Consider the following 18,131-nt stretch of genomic DNA (forward strand, 5'->3'; position numbering starts at 1 on the left):
GCCCCGGCGGTCAGTCGCGTTCGTGCAAAGCCTGCAATCCACTCACAAGAGCCGCATCAAGCAGCCCTTGCTTGTTATGCCGGCGAGTCTTCCGGTTCAGGATCGTGGTAAGGCTGCTCTCGCAGCGCCAGCTGGCTGTTGTCCGGCGAGATCGTGATCTGCCGGGTGACGTAGTTGACGTCAAGGTATACGCGGTCGCCTGGCCTGAATCCAAAGATCTTGAAATCAATATCGATCGCCTTCATCCAAGGCAGGTAAGGCCAGCCACGCTTGGGAAGGTCCGGATAGTTGCGGAGGACCAGCTCAAACGTCTTTTGCATGTTGACCGGTTTGTTCTTTCTGCGACGTGACTTACTATTGGCGTCAGCCATTTCCGACTCCTGTTACGAGTTGGTTGTGGTCAGCGGGTCGTATGGGTTGCCGCCCATGCGGCCCGCGCTTTTTGTTGCCGTGAATTTCCCTTCTCTCTCCCCCTTCGCTACGTCTTGTTGGGCAAGACGGTTTTTTCGACCACCGGTGCGAAGGGTTCAGCGACCAACTCCGATGGGCGAGAAGCAAGGCTTCATGACCAGTGTAGCTGCGCTGGCATCTCAGAAATGGGGAGTTGCGGGGGATTGGCCGTTAGGCATAGGGATGTGCACGGCACAAGACCGACGTTGCAAATAGATTTTTGATGTTTCTTTGTGCTCGCCGGTTTTCTAAAATTAGTCGATCGAAATGACTACGGGCGACCGCTGCCGACCCGTTCCGGTCCTTCGCTTCTTTTCTTACAAACGGCCCGTTGAGGACTATACCGGCCGTCGATAGGCGAGAGACGCCCGGCGGTTCATGATGACAACACTGCGTTTGCTCGCCTGACGCCTGCCGCGCAAAGGGAAGCCCAGTTAGTCATTCAAGAATAGGAACACTTTCTTGACAAAACTCCATGGCCTAAGCGTTTGATCAACGTGCAGGCTCGGCATTGCCTTGAGAGCATTCACGATCCATTTTGATTTATTTGATGTATGTTGGACACCGTAGTCCTCAAGCCAACCCTCAAGCTCCCCCACCGGAACAATGAATAAGCCCCGCTGACTACAGGCTTGACTTAATTTATCGAACACTGCCTGATTTTCTGTGTTCAGTGCCTCCCTTCCGCGCTTTTTGTATGGATACCATGCGCTGCCGCTCTCGCGAATCCGCTTCAATTCACTCATTAGACTCGCAAGCGCGCTGTCCGGGTCTGCAGATTCAGCCGCGGCCCCGATCGCTGATTGCAATTTATCAATTGTAGCTTGTAGAAATTGGTTCGCATCTTTTTTCTCAACCTCAGCAATAATCGATTGTCTTAAAGTTAAAATTCCATCCCGCTCGACTTGAGTAAAGCCGAGCTCTTTCAATAAGGATTGAAACTCATCTTTTACACGAATGACATCAAAATCAACAATTGCCGCATGCTTGACCCCAAGAGTCTGATACGGCTGCAAAACTTTCGCGACAGTCTGCTTGTTATGAGCATGAACCAAATGAAAATTATCTGCACCAGATAGTTGCCTCCCAACGCGCTGATAAAATACCGCGTCAGCATCCGCCTCAACCACAATCGCCCCGTTGTAAAAAAGTCCATCGAGCACGCGCGATGACGACAGGAGCGGATCGTTTGCCAATCGGGCGATTCCGGCGCTGTCTAGGACATTGACAGAGGTTTTTGTATTTGTTCGCACCAGGCGGAGAATGCTGACTTCTTGCGTTTGACTTAGCACGCCACGCAAAAACTCTGCGCTATGGGTAGCAACAATAACTTGTCGGTCTGGATGCAGATTTTGGGCGACAACCTCGCCGAGTCGAAACGCCTGTGGTGGATGGAGGAAGGCCTCGGGCTCGTCCAGAAGCAGAACCGGGCGCGAGCCGACCAAAATTGCCAGTACAGTGGCGACAAAGCTGCGAATACCGTCTCCTTGATCATCTAATTTTTCTATATGATCATAAATAGTTGCCGCCTCTCTAGGATCTGCTGGGACGTTGGATAGATCGTCTGCGACGCGAAATAGGAGCGTCCTCAAAGAAGAAAAGTCAAGGCGAATATCTTTCTGAAAAGCTTTCTTTACTATCTCCCGAACTTTGGCTTCCGTTTCAATTCCATCGTTATACAAGGCCTGAAGTAAATGTGTTGTGATTCCCCGGGGTGAGCTTTCTGCGGATTTGGCGATCTTTAGTCTATCTTCAGTCGAAAAAAGAGATATGAAATAATTCCCAATCCAATTCGCGAAAAGTGCGCGAGAGTGTTCGTTTGACGCCTTAAGTGAACGATCCAACTGATCTTCCCACCCAGGGCCAACACCTAGCGAATACTCTGTCGTTAAATTTGATGAAAGATAGCGAAGAAAGACGTTTTTGTTTTCGTCAACGTATGGCTCAAGCTTGTACGCCTCCCGAAGCTCGTCAAGATTGGACGGAACCGTGAAATTTATTTCCTTCACAATTACCGAAGATGCCTTGAGCGGATCTGTAGCTTGTGATGCGATGTCCTTTAGTGCTTTGCTCTTTCCAGAGTTATTGGCGCCGACGATAATTGTTAAACGGCCGGGATTAATGATTTTATCGTCACAGAACCTTAGCTCGTTCAACTTATATTTGTACATTGCGACGGTCTCGCTATCTGTTGATATTGAACACGGATTATTGCACACGGTGGTTTGAGGTGCTGAGCGTCAGCTTTTGGGGCAGAACCGGACATGCAAGCGTCTCGATTGCACTATGTTCGATTGACTCTTCATGGCCGAACCCGGTCGGCCCCATCGGGGAGGCGGCCGACCGGTTGAATCCGCATCCCGTTGCCGTCGTTCGCCCCTCGCGCGGCTCCGGCGTCAGTTTACAAGGTACAACGGTCGCTCAGTTCTCAAGCGACTCGGCATGTCGCTACGCATAGCCCTTTGTATTGGGTATCGGCTTTCACGCGTGCAAAGACTTCTCTGTTTACGCCATGTGCTATCTGTAGCGGCGTGGCGGAAGGTTCTCACTGCACGGACTCACATTTGGGAGGCAACTAAAAAAGTCGCGCGTAAGTGATTAGGCCATCACACACGTAAGCAAAATAGTTGTCGTCGATAGATAAAACCTGTCCAAGCGCTGTCGAACGGATGTGGGTTGGTAGCGATGTAACACTAGCAACAGACACGTAGCGCTGCTGTGCTACTCCCTGATGGTGCACCAGCATATTTCGACGTTCCCGAACCTCGTCAGCCATCTCTGTTTCCGGCGAAGTTGGGAGGGAATATCCTTGCTTCGCCCGCGCCATGAGCTGGCCGAGTGTCCCATCGGGGGATAGCGCCTTTGCGGCCAACGCTGCGGAAAGGAAAGATTCAAAGTACGAGATCACTGCGAAGAAGAAATCTGTGACGGCCCTCCCGTCCTTGACATAGGTTTCGATCTCGCGCAGCGCAGCGCTAACTGGCACTTTTTGCGGCGGTCGAACCTGCGCCGTGTGAGGCAAGTTACCGAACTCCAGTGGAAGGGTCGTCCAAGGTCCAGATTGAGTGAAATGCAACATTGCGGCGTTTGCTGCCCTAATCTGCCAATATGAATGCAAGCACGACTGCATACTTTTTTCAAAGTCATTCAGTGCGGTTGTTAGCGGCATGAATTCGCAACCTTACATATCCGCGCATCAGCGGATGTGAAAAAGAATAGAAGGTTTTCCTCGGCCCCATTGTGCGAGCCGAAATGATGTTTTGCCGACCGTCAGAAATCAGCTGTTTCAAAGCAGTCCCCGCCACCTGCGCGCTTATGTTTTTGCCAGGTGCGAAGTTTGATGCTACTTCCGCGATCTGTCCGACGGCGCCCTCCATGCGCCCATCCAACGACGCCAATCCCCACAGGATGTACTTGTAGACGTCACTCCGCGAGGAGAGGATGGCCGATTCGTAAGCGTCTCGCAGCGTTTCATCTGCGTCTTGTGCGGCATCCTCAGCACCTCTTGTAACGTGCTCCTTTGTAACCGTATTCGAGCCTTCGATCATCGCTACACGGGCGGATGTGATCCCGAGCAACTGAACGTAAAACGGCAGGCGGTCGGATGCGAGGATGATATCGGAGACGGCTGATGTGGCAAATTTTAGATCTAGAATGCCGCCTCCTTTTTCCAGAATTGCTTTTATATCTGAGTCTCGCTCAAATCTGCCCAATCCCACCGATTTAATGTTTCGGAAGACGGACTCGTGACCACGTAGCAGATCGTTCACCGTAGTGCCGACGCCGACGAATACAAGAGTCGATTTACCGAGGTCGGTAGCTGCATTCTTCGCAAATTCGCCAAGACTCGCGAGCGTATCTGCCGGAAGTCGATCGACCTCATCGAAGATGATCACGAGTGTCTCGTTTGGCAGCAGCGATTTCAGGCTGTTACCGTCCAAATTGTCGATTGAACGCATGACCCCTTCGATTGAGACACGGTCGGTCGTCGCGTCATAAACCAACTTAGCCGGGAATGCCTTCTGATACTTAAGGATGACGTCACGTGCAAGCTTTGAGAAAGACGAATCGCTTTCGCAGAAGACGTCAATGCGAGGGCAGCCGATCGTGCTCACCCGCGCTAATGAGGTCTTGCCTGCGCCCCTCTCCCCATAGATGACAACGTGCTGCCCAGGGCTGTGTAGTGCCTGAATCACGCGTTGCTGTTCCTGCTCGCGACCGAAGAAGCTTTCGCGCTCTTCGATCGGATAATGCGGGCGAAATGCAACGTTTAATAGTTTCTCGCGTTCGTTATTGTCCATACGAGAGTTTTCCCCCTTCTGCCAGTTCAGTGTAAGTTCCGACCGCGGAGCTTTCATTCGTCTCACACGCACGCCCAGGACTTCTATGTGAGCCACGCGACAAGCATAAACCGATCTTCTTTTCGACAGTCATCGACCCTGCAACGCAAATTTTACACAGCTTCGTCCGTTCGCAGCGTTGTTTCCAGACAGCCACTATCGATAGCTATCGAATGCCGGGCTTAATCGAAGCGCTGCGGGTCGAGGCATAGAGGTCGACCGCCTGATATAGCATCTAAATCTTCCCCCGACGCGCATTTTGCACGACCGGCGCCTACGGGCGTCTATGGACAGCCGTTCGTTGAGGACAAGACACGATGGGCTGCGAACTTCCATAAAAGCCCGACGACTTGACGGATTGAGCATGTGCTTGAACGTCCGGTGTCTGGTGCGTATCCGATGTTCGAATGTCTGCGCGAAAGCGCTCGCCAACGGCCGTAGATGGCCGGAACCAGATGGACGACTAGACATCAGTAGCTGCTATCCCATGCCCGCACGAACCCGACTCTCAGCCCGCAATGTGTTTCTGCATGAAGACACTCAACGGATCGTCCGTGTAATCGCCGAACGGTCCCCGACGCTGATAGCCAGCAGACGCATACAAAGCCAGCGCCTCATGTTGATAGGGCCCGGTTTCAAGCTTGAGCAACTTGCAACCCGAGTCGATTGCCCGTGACTCGAGCATGCCAATGAGTTTTCGAGCGACACCTTGCCCCCGGCCGCGCGAGCTGACATACATGCGTTTCAGTTCCCCGAATTCGGGGTTGAGGACAATCGCCCCACACCCAATTGCTTTACCCTCACTGTCCCGCGCAACAGCAAACAGGACATTGGGTTGCTTCAACGATGCGATATCCAGAGCGTGCCGGCTCTCCGGCGGGTACAGGGTGTCCTGGTAGGCATCCAGATCGGCGATTAGGGCGATCACATCGGGTTGATCGGGCGACTCGAAGGCGATATTCATGGCTGAAGAAGCTCTGCGAGAGGGAAATTGAAGTATCCGACAACAAAAAGATCGACATCGACACCTGTCGGGCCTTCAATCGCCGATTGTCAGCGATGTTTCCAGTGTTGTCGAACGACTCAAAAGTGGTCGAATCCGATCGCACCGTGACATTGCCCGACTAAGCGACACGGAGACAGTTGTTTCTTATTGGACAACCTCATCCGCCATCGCTTGCACTTCGGACACAAGTCGCGCATAGCCCTTCTGCGTGGGCATGTGTTTCGCGAAACAAGCCTGCCGTTCTTCATCAGGCACTCGCCCCGCCCCACAAGCCCCAATTCCCGGAACCGTCACTTCCCTCCAGAGGACATAAACCCTCTCCCCCTGCCTAACTGACACCGCCAACGTATTCGGCCCCTCCGGCACCCCGTCTTGGCTTTCCCCCAGCAGCAAAGCCTTCACCACCCCATCAGCCGGCTTCCGCTTCACCGGCAGTTCGGCAAACCGAAACGCCGCAGCGTCATCACCAAACACGTCCGTATAAAACGTCTCGTTATCGAAGATAACGGCAACATCCTCCGTCGACTTGAGCCCCGCATCCGCAGTCTTCGTCCAAGCCTTCAACAGCGGAACCGTCGTAACAAGAAGATTCACCTTCCCGTCATCCGACTTGAAGAACAGTCCATCCGGTCCCGGCGTCATCCCGTCATCAGTGATGGCGCTTTGCACGTTACTCTCCACCTTCCCGGAAAACCCTTTCGCCTTCACCACCCCAACAAGCTTTACCAGCTTCGCATTCAACTCGACGGTATATTTCTTGTCCAAATCCGCCCGATCTTCCATCCGAGCCGCATTCACTGCCTCGGCAGCCTTTTTCCGATCCGCGAGATAAGAATCGGTAGGCGACGTAACCGCCTTCGCCCCGACAACAGCGATCAGAGTCAGGATCACAACCGCCCCCACCCCAACTTTCAGTTTGGAAATGCTTTTCATTCTTATATGACGTCCCCGAACCCAAGCCCGAATGCAAAACGGCTGCCGTGACCCCACGGCAGCCGTCCCTCAGAAACGCCTCATTCTAAAACGCCAAACAGACTTTATTCATCCACCTTGAACGCCGACACCAGCTTGGTCAATTCCGCCGCCTGCTGCTTCAAACTCTCTGCCGCCGCTGCGCTTTCTTCGACCAAAGCCGCATTCTGCTGCGTCATCTGATCGAGCGACTGGACCGCGTCCCCAATCTGGTCGATGCCAGCACTCTGCTCCAGACTAGCCTCCGCAATCTCACTCATCATCGCGCTGACGCCTTGAACCTGCGAGACAACATCACTCATCACCTTCCCCGCCTCACTAACCAACCGCGACCCGGTATTCACCGTCCCCGCGCTATGTTCGATCAGCGCCTTGATCTCCTTCGCCGCCTGCGCGCTACGCTGCGCCAGATTCCGCACTTCCGAAGCCACGACGGCAAACCCGCGCCCCTGCTCCCCCGCCCGCGCCGCTTCCACAGCCGCATTCAACGCAAGAATGTTCGTCTGAAACGAGATACTGTCGATCATCACGATGATCTCGGAGATCCGCTGCGACGCGTCGCTGATCTGCTGCATCGTGCTAACAACCTCGCCCACCACCTGCCCGCCGCGCGCCGCCGCATCCGACGCGCCGGTGATCATCTTCGCGGCCGTCGTCGCCGTCTCGGTGTTGTTCCGCACCACGGCCGTGATCTCTTCCATCGACGAAGCCGTCCGCTCCAGGTTGCTCGACTGCCCTTCGGTGCGTTCGCTCAAATCCGCATTCCCCGAAGCAATCTGCGCCGACCCGGTCGCAATCGACGCGGAAGCCGCCCGAATCCGATGAACCAGCGTCGACAACGACGACACGAACCGGTTGAACGCATCCGACAACTGCCCGATCTCGTCCTGGCTCTCGACCGTCATCCGGCGCGTCAGGTCACCCTGGCCGCTCGCAATCTCCGAAAGCAGCGTCGCCGCACGCCGAATCGGCGCGGCAATCGCGCGCCCGACCAGCCAGATCACGATCAGCGCAACCCCAAGCCCCACCACCGCCGCAACCAGCGCCGCACTACGAATCGCGCGCGTCACGGGCCCGAGCAGTTCCGCCTGCGGCACCTCGACGACGACATACGCATTCAGCTCCGGAATGAACGACGTCGCGATGAAACGCTCGCCGCCGTCGCCGTTGTAGCTGAGGTACGCATACGGCTTGCCGGCCAGCAGCGTCGACGACGCATCGTCAGGCAGCCCATGCTGGTCCTTCAGGAAATGCTTGCCGTCGATCAGCGACGTATCGCGATGCATCATGATCGCGCCGTCCGGACGCACGAGATACGCGAACCCGGTCTCGCCAATCCGGTATGCCGAAATACCCTTCGCGAGCGCATCGACGGACAGGCTCATGCTCGCCGCGCCGATCGGCACGCCGTCGAGTTCGACGCGACTGTTGATGAACATCATGTAGCCGCCGACGGTCACCTCGCGATCCATGTTCACGTCGAACGCCTTGCCGGACGACAGGAAGCTGGTCAGCCACTGATCCTTGTCGGTGACCTTCCGCTGCAGGCCGGCTTCGTTGTAGTAATTGCCGCTCTTCACCGACACCCACTGCACGGACGCGGCCTTCTGCTCGTCCTTCACGTTCTTCGCGAGCTGGATCCAGTTGCGCGTGCCGGCGTCGGGTTCGCCTTCGGCTTCCCATTGCAGCAGGAACGCATCGCGCGCGAGAATGCGCGACGCGGCGATCGGCCCGGCCATCTGCCGCTGCACGTCGGCGCGGATGCCGTTCACGGCCGTCGGCAACTCTTCGCGGACGACGCGATCGCGCACCGCGTTGCCGATCAGACGGATACTCAGCCCGCTCGAAATCGCGACGAACACGAGCAGACAACTGGTCATGCTGAGAATCAGCTTGTTCTGAATGGAAAGCTTGCGCCAGAAATGCATGGGGAACCCTCGATAACCGCTCGGTCTGAGCCAGATTGGGTTATCGGCATGCATGCGCAGAACCGCATCGCTGATTTCAGATATCGATCATGCGAGATTCGTTATGTCGTTGACTGGTGAGCATATGCGGCCGCCTATACGCGCTGGGTCAGCACAAATCAATACGCAACGAAGATCGTCACGCGTCGATTCCGTGCTCGTGCGGCGGCATCGTCGCCCGTCACGAGCGGCTGCGTATCGGCCCGCCCGATTGCCGCGAGCCGGTGCGGCGCCACGCCGCGCTCGGTCAGGTAGCGCACCACACTCCCCGCGCGCGCCGACGAAAGCTCCCAGTTCGATTCGTATTTCGCGTTCGCGATCGGCACGCTGTCCGTATGCCCTTCGACGAGAACGTCGCCGGTCGCGTGCTCGCTCAGTGCCTGCGCGATCTGGTTCAGCACGGGCGACGAATCGGGCAGCAAACGCGCATCGCCGACGTTGAACAGGATCTTCGCGTCGATGCCGATCTCGACGCCGTGCGGCGCCTTCACCAGCGAAATCCGCCCGTTCGTCTTCAACGAATCGAGCAACGCGAGCCAGGCCGGCGCGCGTTCGGGTGTGACTACATTGGCAGTACTCGCAGCACCACCGGTGTGTCGCGCAAGCGTCTGGTATCGCGCGTCGAGCGCGTTGTATTTCGCGAGCTGGAGCACATACAGCGCGAGAAACAGCACCATCAGCGTCGTGATGAGATCCGCGTACGAAATCAGCCAGCGTCCGGACTGCGCGCCTTCGTGTTCATCGTCGTCGCGATTGGCGGTAGCTGCGCCGTCAGTTCGAGCTGTCATGCCGAAGATCCCTGTTCGTCGTACCTCATACGCAGCACATCACGCGAGCGACTCCGCCGCGCGCCCGCGCACATCGCCGGTCAACCGCGTTTCGATCGTATGCGGCGACTCCTTGCGCGAGATCGCGAGCAATCCGTCGAGATACAGCTTGCGGAACCGCAGCTCGCTGTCGATCTGCGCGCGCAGCTTGCCGTAAAGCGGCAGAAACACGAGGTTCGCGAACGCGAGCCCGTACAGCGTGGCGATGAATGCGACCGCGATACCCGGCCCGAGTTGCGCCGGTTCGAGGATGTGGCTCGTCACCTGCACGAGCCCGAGCACCGATCCGAGAATGCCGAACGTCGGCGCATAACCGCCGGCCTGCTGCCACACGCGCGCGGCGGCCAGGTGGCTGCGTTCGTACGCGTCGAGTTCGCGCTGCAATGCGTCCTCGAGCACGGCAGTCGACACGCCGTTCGCCAGCAGTTCGAGCCCGCGGCGCGCGAACGGATGGATGCCGCTCACGTCCATCGATTCGAATGCGAGCAGCCCGTCGAGCTTCGCGCGGTCGCCCCATTCGAGCAGGTCGGACAGGTTCTTGCGATCGACCTCTCTGGCACGCACGAACGCGAGCCGCAACTGCTTCACGGCGTCGAAGAAGCGTGCCGAGGTGTTCTGGATCATCACCGCGCCGAGCGTGCCGCCGAGCACGATGACGAGCGCCTCGAACTGGAACAGCATCGAAAAATGCCCGCCTTCCAGCGCGAAACCGAACACGATCGCCGCGCCGCCGAGCACCACACCGGCCAAGGTCAACAGATCCATACGCCTCCCCGTGTCACGCATCCGACGCCACGGACGCCGCGCCCGTCGCCGGCGCCTTGGCCGCGCGCACGGCATCCAGCACGCGCTGCTCGATATCCTCGATCTCGATCGGATCGAGCTTGAGCTCGCGGCGCATCACCCACGACACCTCGTTGCGCCGTGCCTCGGTCATCACGGAAAACAGCTTGTCGGCCACCGCGCGATCGTCGAGATTGGCGATTAGCTTCGCGAGATCGTACGTATCGAACGCGCTGATCACGTCGAACAGCGTGCGCTGGTCGACCCACACGAGATCCTCCAGCGAACGCACGTCGCCACCGCGACGCCCATTGCGCCGCGAGAAATACGCGACGCCCTTTTGCTCGACGTAACTGAGCACCTTCGATTTGCGGAACGCAAACACTTCTTCGGCAATCTCGCCGTTCGACAGCTTGTTGAGCAACAGCGTCTTCTCGACGCCGATCAGCGATTCGAGATCGGCCAGTTCGATGAGTTCGAGTTCGCTGTTGATCGACAGATCGAGATCGTGATCGGCAACTTGCTGCGCGCGGTCGATCACGCGCGCAGCATCGAATGTGACGACCTGGCGCGCATCCGACGAAGCCGCATAGTCGGTTGCACCGCCGGCATGGTCGGCCTGCGCGGCTTCGATCGTGACGAGGTTGAGCTTCTCCATGCGTCGCAGCATCGCGAGCACGTGCGGCCGCGAGTGGCCGGCAATCGCGCGGCATTTGCGGATCACTTCGGCGAGCGGCACCGAGGTTTCGGTCGCATGGGCCTGCATCGGCCGGCGCGCCCACGCGTCGCCGGATTCGCGCGCATCGGCGCCGGCCATCAGCGACAGCACATGCGCATACGACAGCACGCCGGGCATGAAGTCCGCATGCGTGTAGGTCGCGAGCTGGTCGTCCTTGCGCTTCACGCGCCGGATCATCGTTCGCACGATATGGCGCAGCAGCGCCGACACGCGCTCGATTTCTTCATCGAGCATGCCGGCAGGCACGACCGTGAGCTGACAGAATGAAAGCGCCTTCGCGGTATGGGCGCGCGGCTCGGCGGCGAGCAGCGCCGATTCGCCGAAGAACTCGCCGCGGCCGAGCGTCGCGACGATGACGCGCTTGTCGTCGCATCGCGTGGACAGCTCGACCTTGCCATCGGTGATCAGAAAGATCACGGGCTCGCCCGCGAAACCCTCCGAGTAAATGATTTCTCCGGGCGCCGCTGTACGCGTCCACGATTGCTGACGATTCACGTCGATTCCCCTGCTGCGCTGGTTGTTGCGGACTGCGCGCCGCACGTCGAAAGCATGCGTGTCGCGAGTCATCCCCGTGACTCGTTTACGTCATCGGGCTCAACATCCTTTAGGGAATTCGCACTCGGTTTAACCCGAAATCAAGGTAAAACGTTTGCGGATTGCGCAGCGGCATCGGGAAGTTCGTTTCGATACGTACGTGTGTCATGCAATTGAAAGCGCGCTGCGATCGCGCGCATCAGAACTCCATGTCGAGTTCGTCGATGTCTTCCTGCTCCGCCTTCGCCGCGTCGATCCATTCCGCGACGAACGGATGCGCGAGCACGCGCATGCAGTACTCGGCGATTTCCGGCTCCAGCTTCACGTCGTAGGTCAGGAAGCGCGTGACGACCGGCGCATACATTGCATCGGCGATGCCGATCTCCGCGCCGAACAGCCAGGGTCCGCCATACGCGGCCAGACACTCGTGCCAGATCGTCACGATCCGCTGGATGTCGTGCTGCGCGCGCGACCAGATCCGGAAGCCGGGGAAATGCGCGCGCAGGTTCATCGGCAACGCGGAGCGCAGCGCGCTGAACCCGGAATGCATCTCGCCGCAGATCGACCGGCAATGCGCGCGCGCACGCCGGCCTTCAGGCAGCAGTCGCGCCTGCGGCCGGATTTCGTTCAGGTATTCGGCGATCGCGAGGGTATCCCACACCTTGTTGCCGTCGTGCGTCAGGCATGGCACGAGAATCGACGGCGACAGCAGCAGCAATTCCGCGCGCGACGCGGCATCGATCGGCACGCTGACCGTCTCGAACGGAAGCCCGCTCAGCTTCGCGAGCAGCCAGCCGCGCATCGACCACGACGAGTAATTGCGGCTGCTGATGGTCAGCGTCGTCTGTCCGGTTGATTCCATGTCGCTCCCCTGCTGAAAGCCGTTCGTGCCCCTGCACCGAAAGCGGACGCCGCACCCGTCACCCGCACCACGCCTGTGCGGCGCATTCGCCGAACTGGCGCAGCGCCGCACAGTGTCGCGGCATGGGCCGCTCGCGGGACCGGCGCGGCAACGCATTGCGTTCGGCTGCCGGTCGTCGCGTGCCGCCTGAGCCGCCGCATGACCGAACCGCGTGCAACGCGCGTGCCAGCTACACGCTGGCACACGGCTTGCCTCGTTCAATGCAATGCAGCGCAACGAGCGACGGCCATGAATCTGCTTGCCTATCCGTTTTACCAATGGTCTGCCGAATGCCTGCGCCCGGCGCGCGCATGGGCCGCGACCGCACGCGCGACGATGTCGCTGTGGCCCCCATCCACGTCAACGCCGACGGGCCGCATGCTCGACGCGCTGTGCGAACTGCTGGAATGCTGTGCGTTCTCGCATCGGCGTCCGCCGTTCGGGATCGCGTCGATCGTCGTCGACGGAGAAACGGTGCCGATCGTCGAGGAAGCGGCAGCGGCCACACCGTTCGGCACGCTGCTGCATTTCCGCAAGGCGCGGCCGGTCGCGCGACAGCCGCGCGTGCTGATCGTCGCGCCGATGTCCGGGCACTTCGCGACGCTGCTACGCGGCACTGTGCACACGATGCTGGCCGATCACGACGTGTACATCACCGACTGGCACAACCCGCGCGACATTCCGCTGACGGCCGGACGGTTCGGCTTCGACGAATACGTCACGCACGTGATCGACTTCATCCGCCATATCGGCCCGGACACGCATGTGCTCGCGATCTGCCAGCCGACCGTCGCCGCGCTCGCAGCAGTCGCGCTGATGGCCGCCGGCGGCGATCCGGCGCAGCCCGCCAGCCTGACGCTGATGGCCGGCCCGATCGACTGCCGCGTGAATCCGACGAAGGTCAACGCGCTCGCCACGAGCCAGCCGATCGAATGGTTCGCGAAGAACCTGATCAGCGTCGTGCCGGCCGGCTTCGTCGGTGCGCAGCGGTGCGTGTATCCGGGCTTCGTGCAGGTCGGCGCGTTCATGTCGATGAATCCCGACCGGCATGCTGCGTCGTTCGCCGACCTGTATTACGAGCGCGCGAAAGGCGACCCCGCAAAAGCCGACACGCTGCGGCACTTCTACGACGAATACTTCGCGACGGCCGACCTCACCGCGGAGTTCTATCTGGAGACGGTCGAGAAGGTGTTCCAGCAATACGCGCTCGCACGCGGCGAACTGACCGTGGGCGACAGGCTCGTCGAACCGGCGGCGATTCACCGCACCGCGCTGCTGACGATCGAAGGCGAGAAGGACGATATCTGCGCAGTGGGCCAGACGGTGGCCGCGCAGGAGCTGTGTTCGGGGTTGCCGCCGTATCTGAAGACACACCACGTGCAGACGGGCGCGGGTCACTACGGCGTGTTCAACGGCAGCCGATGGGAAACGCAGATCTATCCGATCGTACGCGCGACGATCCACGACAACGAGCCGTACGACCGCACCGCGGATGCGGAAGGCAACGCGAACGGCACGCATTACGTCACGCTGCGCGCGCTGCTCGATGCGCGCGCAACCGAGCACGATGCGGCGACCGAAACGCGACCGCATCACACGCACTGAACCCGTGCGGCATTACAACCGCCGGCGTCGCAAATGAATCGCCCCGCCGGGGTGGCGGGGCGAGATTGACGACAGCCTTCAGGCGACGCGCGAGCGAGCGAACTCGCGCGCCCGGCCCGCGTTACGAACAGGCCTTGCCGTGCGACGCATGGAAGCCCTTGGCCTTCGCATCCGCTTCCGACATGTAGCTGCCGTGCTTCGTCTTGCCGTAATACTTGTCGGTCGAGCAGTGATAGACCTTCGTGCTGTCGTTGGCCCACACCTTGCCCGCGCCGCCGCCCGGCGCCGCTGCGGCGGTCGTCGCGGAGGCGCTCTTCGCGGGCGCGGCACCGGACGCAGCGGCAGCGGAAGCCGCCGTTGCCGGCGCCATCGCGGCCGGCGCGCTGGCTGCCGCCGCCGACGATGCGCCGTACCAGGTTTTCACACCCTTATGGCCGGCGCATGCGCCCTTCTTCGACGCGCCCGAGTAGAACGAACCGTCCTTGCACAGACCAGTCGTGCCGGCCGGCGCGCTGGCCGGAACCTGCGCGAACGCACCGATCGACACACCCATGCCGGCGACGAGCGCGGCGATCAACATCGTCTTTTTCATAGTCCTCTCCTGATTTGCCTGACTTGCCTGAATGATGAAAGCGTCCCGGACATCCCGGGGGAAAGCCACGGTTACCGCACCCAGCGGCACACGCGATGGTGGTGATGGTCGAAATGGCACACGCGGTGCGAATGGGCTTCGGCAAGCGCCGGAGCGAGAACGGCGCAAGCAACTGCGGTGGCCGTCAGGATCTTCGCGATGCGCTTCATGGAACTCTCCCGGGTAAGGTCAGCCGGTGATCCGGCTGGTACCTCCTTAACGCCGGCCGTCGACAGGCCGTGCACCGCGCAGCCCGCAATTGACGATCTTTGACACCACGTAACAATCCGTGACGCGAAGCTGACGAATGTCTTTCCTTTCTTTCCGGATCTTCAGCTTCGCGACCCTTCGGAATTCGAATGAACGGATCGACGGGGAAAGCAGGTCGTGGGTGTCAGCGGAGCCAGCAGAGGCCTCCGGGAAGCATCAACGAAAAACCGCCGGAAGGCGGTCTGTCGCAAACGTGCGCACGATGCGCGTCGGTCGGCGCATGCGCGCGTCGGGAAAAACGGCAGCTACGCGCCCGTCTCTCCCCACGGCGTCGGCGCGGGCACGGCGCACGGCCCTTCGACATCGATCGACTTGAAATCGGCGGGCCCGACGATCTCCAGATACTCCATGTCCGGCGAGTAATCGAACAGGTAATGAACGATCCCCGGCGCCTGGTGCACGCAGTCGCCAGCGGACACCAGCGTCTCCTGCTCGCCGTACATGAAGCGCGCCCAGCCCTTCAGCATGATCACGATATGGAACTCGGCCTCGTGACGGTGCCAGCCGGTGCCCGCCGTCGGTGCATGATTCGCCCGGACGAGTTGCGCGACGACCTTGCCGTTCGTCGCGGCCGCGATGCCGAGATCGCGATACAGGAAGAAGTCGCGCAGGCCTTCGCCCCGATACGGGGTGTCCTGCGGCTTGACATGGGAAAAGGCGGTGGTGGTCGGTGTGCTCATCGTGGTGCTCCTTCATCGAAAGGATCGAGCCTGACAAGCATTTAGCGTTCCAGTTTGCGACGGCGCGAAGCCGTGCAGGTTACCGCTCATGCGTGTCGCGCAGCGGCCTTTGACGGATGCGCTCGCGCAACTGTAAGCGTACTTCAATCTCCGCACCGCCCGTGACGCCATGGCGGCCTCACGGGCAGTGCGCAACGCTGCGTGCCGGCTTACTTCAACCGCCCCGACAGAAACTGCCCGAGCCGTTCGCTCTTCGGATTCACGAGAATCTCCTGCGGATTCCCTTCCTCCTCGATCTTCCCCTGATGCAGGAAGATCACGTGATTCGACACGTTGCGCGCGAAACCCATCTCGTGCGTGACGACGACCATCGTGCGCCCTTCCTCGGCGAGCTTCTGCATCACCTTCAGCACTTCGCCCACCAGCTCCGGGTCAAGCGCCGACGTCGGCTCGTCGAACAGCATCACTTCCGGCTCCATCGCGAGCGCTCGTGCAATTGCAACACGCTGCTGCTGGCCGCCCGACAGGTGCGACGGATACATGCCCTCGACGCGCGGCGCGAGGCCGACCTTCTCCAGATACTTGCGCGCCCGCGCGATCGCTTCTTCCTTGCCGATCCCGAGCACGGCCATCGGCGCCTCGATCACGTTTTCGAGCACCGTCATGTGCGCCCACAGGTTGAAGTGCTGAAACACCATCGACAGCTTCGTGCGCATCCGCTGCAGCTGCTTCTGGTCGGCCACGCGCAGCGACCCGTTGCGGTCGCGCGTGGTCTGGATCGGCTCGCTGCCGATCGTGATCTGCCCCGAGCACGGCTGCTCGAGGAAGTTGATGCAGCGCAGGAACGTGCTCTTGCCGGAGCCGCTCGAGCCGATGATGCTGATCACGTCGCCGGCCTTCGCCTTCATCGACACGCCCTTCAACACCTCGTTGTCGCCGAATTTCTTGTGCAGGTTGTCAACGGTGAGCTTGTACATGCTTGGTCCTTCCTTGCGAATCTTGCGAATGCATTAATGGCTGCGCGGCGAGAGGTACGCGAGCCAGCGCGTCTCGAGCTTGCGGAACGCCCAGATGAGCGTGAACACGACGGCGGCGTACAGCACGGCTGCAATGCCGTAGGCCTGGAACGACATGTAGGTCGCCGAATTGACGTCGCGCGTGACCTTCAGGATGTCGGGCACGGTCGCGGTGAACGCGAGCGTCGTCGCGTGCAGCATCAGGATCACTTCGTTGCTGTAGCTCGGCAGCGAGCGGCGCAGCGCGGACGGAAGGATGATCCGCGTATAGAGCTTGAAGCGCGACATCCCGTAGGCTTGCCCGGCCTCGATCTCGCCGGCCGACGTCGCCTTGATCGCGCCCGCGAAGATCTCCGTCGCATACGCGCATTCGTTCAGCACGAACGCGAGCAGCGTGCAGTTCATCGCGTTGCGGAAGAACGTGTCGAGCAGCACGTGGTTGTGCACGACCTGCAGGCTGTAGATGCCCGTGTAGCACATCAGCAGTTGCACGTAGAGCGGCGTGCCGCGGAACACATACGTATAGAACCACACGGGGCCCGAGATCCAGCGGTTCGACGAGGCACGTGCGATCGCGAGCGGCACGGCGAGCGCGAAGCCGAGCGCGATCGACACGACCAGCAGCCACAGCGTGATCGCGAGGCCGCTGAAGCGATAACCATCGGTGTACAGATAGCTTTGCCAGTACTGGCTGACGAGTTCGATCACAGTGCGAGCCTCCGGACGCCGACGGAATAACGCTTCTCGAGGTGATGCAGCACGACGTTCGATACCGTCGTGATCGCGAGGTAGATCGCGCCTGCGGCCAGCGTGAAGAAGAAGAAATCGAGCGTGCTCTTGCCCGCGTCCTGCGACGCCTTCACGACATCGGCCAGGCCGATGATCGACACGAGCGCGGTGGCTTTCACGAGCACCTGCCAGTTATTGCCGATGCCCGGCAGTGCGAAGCGCATCATCTGCGGGAACAGGATGCGGCGAAACACGCGCCAGCCGCTCATCCCGTAAGCAAAGCCGGCTTCGAGCTGGCCGCGCGGCACCGCGAGGAACGCGCCGCGGAACGTTTCGGTGAAGTACGCGCCGTAGATGAAGCCGAGCGTCACGACGCCGGCCACGAACGGGTCGATGTCGATCTGGTCCCAGCCGATCAGGTCGGTCACGTTGTTCAGCAGGATCTGGATCCCGTAGAACAGCAGCAGCATCAGCACGAGGTCCGGCACCGCGCGGATCAGCGTCGTATAGAAGGTGCCGATCGACTTGAGCACGCGGTTGGTCGACAGTTTCGCCCCCGCGCCGGCGAGCCCCAGCACGAGCGACGCGGCGAGCGACAGCACCGCGAGCTTCACGGTCTCGACCGTGCCGGCCCACAGCAGCGGGCCAAATCCTTGGAAGATCATATAAGGGATCCAGAAC

The 18,131-nt window shown here is 60.0% G+C and carries 18 protein-coding genes; 1 reads left to right on the plus strand and 17 read right to left on the minus strand.

Translation table 11 applies throughout. The features are described 5' to 3' along the window. Positions 1-74 precede the first annotated feature (74 nt). The 11 genes from ABD05_RS17970 to ABD05_RS18020 form a co-directional block, all read right to left on the minus strand. Entirely contained in the window at positions 75-371 is a 297-nt protein-coding gene (locus ABD05_RS17970; RefSeq protein ID WP_047901520.1) for a hypothetical protein, read from the minus strand. A 513-nt stretch (positions 372-884) separates the two neighbouring features. Then, a complete protein-coding gene (locus ABD05_RS36305) occupies positions 885-2,621 on the minus strand; it encodes an ATP-dependent nuclease (protein WP_082146147.1) in 1,737 nt (578 codons plus the stop codon). 404 nt (positions 2,622-3,025) lie between these two features. Then, positions 3,026-3,529, minus strand: a complete 504-nt coding sequence (locus ABD05_RS37670) for a hypothetical protein (protein ID WP_148669111.1) — start codon at positions 3,527-3,529, stop codon at positions 3,026-3,028. A gap of 64 nt (positions 3,530-3,593) precedes the next feature. Beyond that, positions 3,594-4,751 carry an AAA family ATPase gene (locus tag ABD05_RS17985; protein WP_047901523.1) on the minus strand — a complete coding sequence of 386 codons (1,158 nt, stop codon included), beginning with the start codon at positions 4,749-4,751 and terminating at the stop codon, positions 3,594-3,596. Positions 4,752-5,298: 547 nt separating this feature from the next. Beyond that, a complete protein-coding gene (locus ABD05_RS17990; protein ID WP_047901524.1) occupies positions 5,299-5,754 on the minus strand; it encodes a GNAT family N-acetyltransferase in 456 nt (151 codons plus the stop codon). A gap of 186 nt (positions 5,755-5,940) precedes the next feature. Then, positions 5,941-6,729 (minus strand): hypothetical protein, encoded by a 789-nt coding sequence (locus ABD05_RS17995; RefSeq protein WP_047901525.1) that lies wholly within the window; start codon positions 6,727-6,729, stop codon positions 5,941-5,943. A 104-nt stretch (positions 6,730-6,833) separates the two neighbouring features. Beyond that, complete coding sequence (locus ABD05_RS18000) at positions 6,834-8,696, minus strand: methyl-accepting chemotaxis protein (protein ID WP_047901526.1); 1,863 nt, start codon at positions 8,694-8,696, stop codon at positions 6,834-6,836. A gap of 158 nt (positions 8,697-8,854) precedes the next feature. Beyond that, on the minus strand, positions 8,855-9,523 hold the full coding sequence (locus tag ABD05_RS18005) for an OmpA/MotB family protein (RefSeq protein WP_047901527.1): 669 nt from the start codon (positions 9,521-9,523) through the stop codon (positions 8,855-8,857). 39 nt (positions 9,524-9,562) lie between these two features. Continuing rightward, positions 9,563-10,327: a flagellar motor protein gene (locus ABD05_RS18010; RefSeq protein ID WP_047901528.1), complete on the minus strand. Its 765-nt coding sequence runs from the start codon at positions 10,325-10,327 to the stop codon at positions 9,563-9,565. A gap of 13 nt (positions 10,328-10,340) precedes the next feature. Beyond that, positions 10,341-11,579, minus strand: coding sequence for a cyclic nucleotide-binding domain-containing protein (locus tag ABD05_RS18015; RefSeq protein ID WP_047903625.1), 1,239 nt, complete (start codon positions 11,577-11,579; stop codon positions 10,341-10,343). A gap of 238 nt (positions 11,580-11,817) precedes the next feature. Continuing rightward, a complete protein-coding gene (locus ABD05_RS18020; RefSeq protein WP_047901529.1) occupies positions 11,818-12,480 on the minus strand; it encodes a glutathione S-transferase family protein in 663 nt (220 codons plus the stop codon). 288 nt (positions 12,481-12,768) lie between these two features. On the opposite strand from ABD05_RS18020, the gene ABD05_RS18025 reads away from it, so the two are divergent. Next, positions 12,769-14,124 carry a polyhydroxyalkanoate depolymerase gene (locus ABD05_RS18025; protein ID WP_047901530.1) on the plus strand — a complete coding sequence of 452 codons (1,356 nt, stop codon included), beginning with the start codon at positions 12,769-12,771 and terminating at the stop codon, positions 14,122-14,124. 121 nt (positions 14,125-14,245) lie between these two features. Here the strand turns inward: ABD05_RS18025 and ABD05_RS18030 are convergent, their stop codons facing one another. The 6 genes from ABD05_RS18030 to ABD05_RS18050 form a co-directional block, all read right to left on the minus strand. Beyond that, positions 14,246-14,716, minus strand: a complete 471-nt coding sequence (locus ABD05_RS18030) for a DUF3761 domain-containing protein (protein WP_047901531.1) — start codon at positions 14,714-14,716, stop codon at positions 14,246-14,248. Positions 14,717-14,787: 71 nt separating this feature from the next. Beyond that, complete coding sequence (locus ABD05_RS38625; protein ID WP_167347852.1) at positions 14,788-14,925, minus strand: HHHH-motif protein; 138 nt, start codon at positions 14,923-14,925, stop codon at positions 14,788-14,790. 345 nt (positions 14,926-15,270) lie between these two features. Next, positions 15,271-15,705: a cupin domain-containing protein gene (locus ABD05_RS18035; protein ID WP_047901532.1), complete on the minus strand. Its 435-nt coding sequence runs from the start codon at positions 15,703-15,705 to the stop codon at positions 15,271-15,273. Positions 15,706-15,914: 209 nt separating this feature from the next. Continuing rightward, positions 15,915-16,682 (minus strand): ABC transporter ATP-binding protein, encoded by a 768-nt coding sequence (locus tag ABD05_RS18040; protein ID WP_047901533.1) that lies wholly within the window; start codon positions 16,680-16,682, stop codon positions 15,915-15,917. A gap of 33 nt (positions 16,683-16,715) precedes the next feature. Continuing rightward, on the minus strand, positions 16,716-17,429 hold the full coding sequence (locus ABD05_RS18045) for an ABC transporter permease (RefSeq protein WP_047901534.1): 714 nt from the start codon (positions 17,427-17,429) through the stop codon (positions 16,716-16,718). Beyond that, positions 17,426-18,115: an ABC transporter permease gene (locus tag ABD05_RS18050; protein WP_047901535.1), complete on the minus strand. Its 690-nt coding sequence runs from the start codon at positions 18,113-18,115 to the stop codon at positions 17,426-17,428. Before ABD05_RS18050 ends, ABD05_RS18045 begins: the two co-directional genes overlap by 4 nt. Positions 18,116-18,131: the final 16 nt, after the last annotated feature.

Source organism: Burkholderia pyrrocinia, from assembly GCF_001028665.1.
Lineage (GTDB): Bacteria > Pseudomonadota > Gammaproteobacteria > Burkholderiales > Burkholderiaceae > Burkholderia > Burkholderia pyrrocinia.

Bases quoted from the DNA above. Each gene is read 5' to 3' on its own strand.
- ABD05_RS38625 (WP_167347852.1), bottom strand. From the start codon at position 14,925: ATGAAGCGCATCGCGAAGATCCTGACGGCCACCGCAGTTGCTTGCGCC.
- ABD05_RS17990 (WP_047901524.1), bottom strand. From the start codon at position 5,754: ATGAATATCGCCTTCGAGTCGCCCGATCAACCCGATGTGATCGCCCTA.
- ABD05_RS18050 (WP_047901535.1), bottom strand. From the start codon at position 18,115: ATGATCTTCCAAGGATTTGGCCCGCTGCTGTGGGCCGGCACGGTCGAG.
- ABD05_RS17970 (WP_047901520.1), bottom strand. From the start codon at position 371: ATGGCTGACGCCAATAGTAAGTCACGTCGCAGAAAGAACAAACCGGTC.
- ABD05_RS18020 (WP_047901529.1), bottom strand. From the start codon at position 12,480: ATGGAATCAACCGGACAGACGACGCTGACCATCAGCAGCCGCAATTAC.
- ABD05_RS18030 (WP_047901531.1), bottom strand. From the start codon at position 14,716: ATGAAAAAGACGATGTTGATCGCCGCGCTCGTCGCCGGCATGGGTGTG.
- ABD05_RS18000 (WP_047901526.1), bottom strand. From the start codon at position 8,696: ATGCATTTCTGGCGCAAGCTTTCCATTCAGAACAAGCTGATTCTCAGC.
- ABD05_RS18005 (WP_047901527.1), bottom strand. From the start codon at position 9,523: ATGACAGCTCGAACTGACGGCGCAGCTACCGCCAATCGCGACGACGAT.
- ABD05_RS18025 (WP_047901530.1), top strand. From the start codon at position 12,769: ATGAATCTGCTTGCCTATCCGTTTTACCAATGGTCTGCCGAATGCCTG.
- ABD05_RS18010 (WP_047901528.1), bottom strand. From the start codon at position 10,327: ATGGATCTGTTGACCTTGGCCGGTGTGGTGCTCGGCGGCGCGGCGATC.
- ABD05_RS36305 (WP_082146147.1), bottom strand. From the start codon at position 2,621: ATGTACAAATATAAGTTGAACGAGCTAAGGTTCTGTGACGATAAAATC.
- ABD05_RS18035 (WP_047901532.1), bottom strand. From the start codon at position 15,705: ATGAGCACACCGACCACCACCGCCTTTTCCCATGTCAAGCCGCAGGAC.
- ABD05_RS17995 (WP_047901525.1), bottom strand. From the start codon at position 6,729: ATGAAAAGCATTTCCAAACTGAAAGTTGGGGTGGGGGCGGTTGTGATC.
- ABD05_RS17985 (WP_047901523.1), bottom strand. From the start codon at position 4,751: ATGGACAATAACGAACGCGAGAAACTATTAAACGTTGCATTTCGCCCG.
- ABD05_RS37670 (WP_148669111.1), bottom strand. From the start codon at position 3,529: ATGTTGCATTTCACTCAATCTGGACCTTGGACGACCCTTCCACTGGAG.
- ABD05_RS18040 (WP_047901533.1), bottom strand. From the start codon at position 16,682: ATGTACAAGCTCACCGTTGACAACCTGCACAAGAAATTCGGCGACAAC.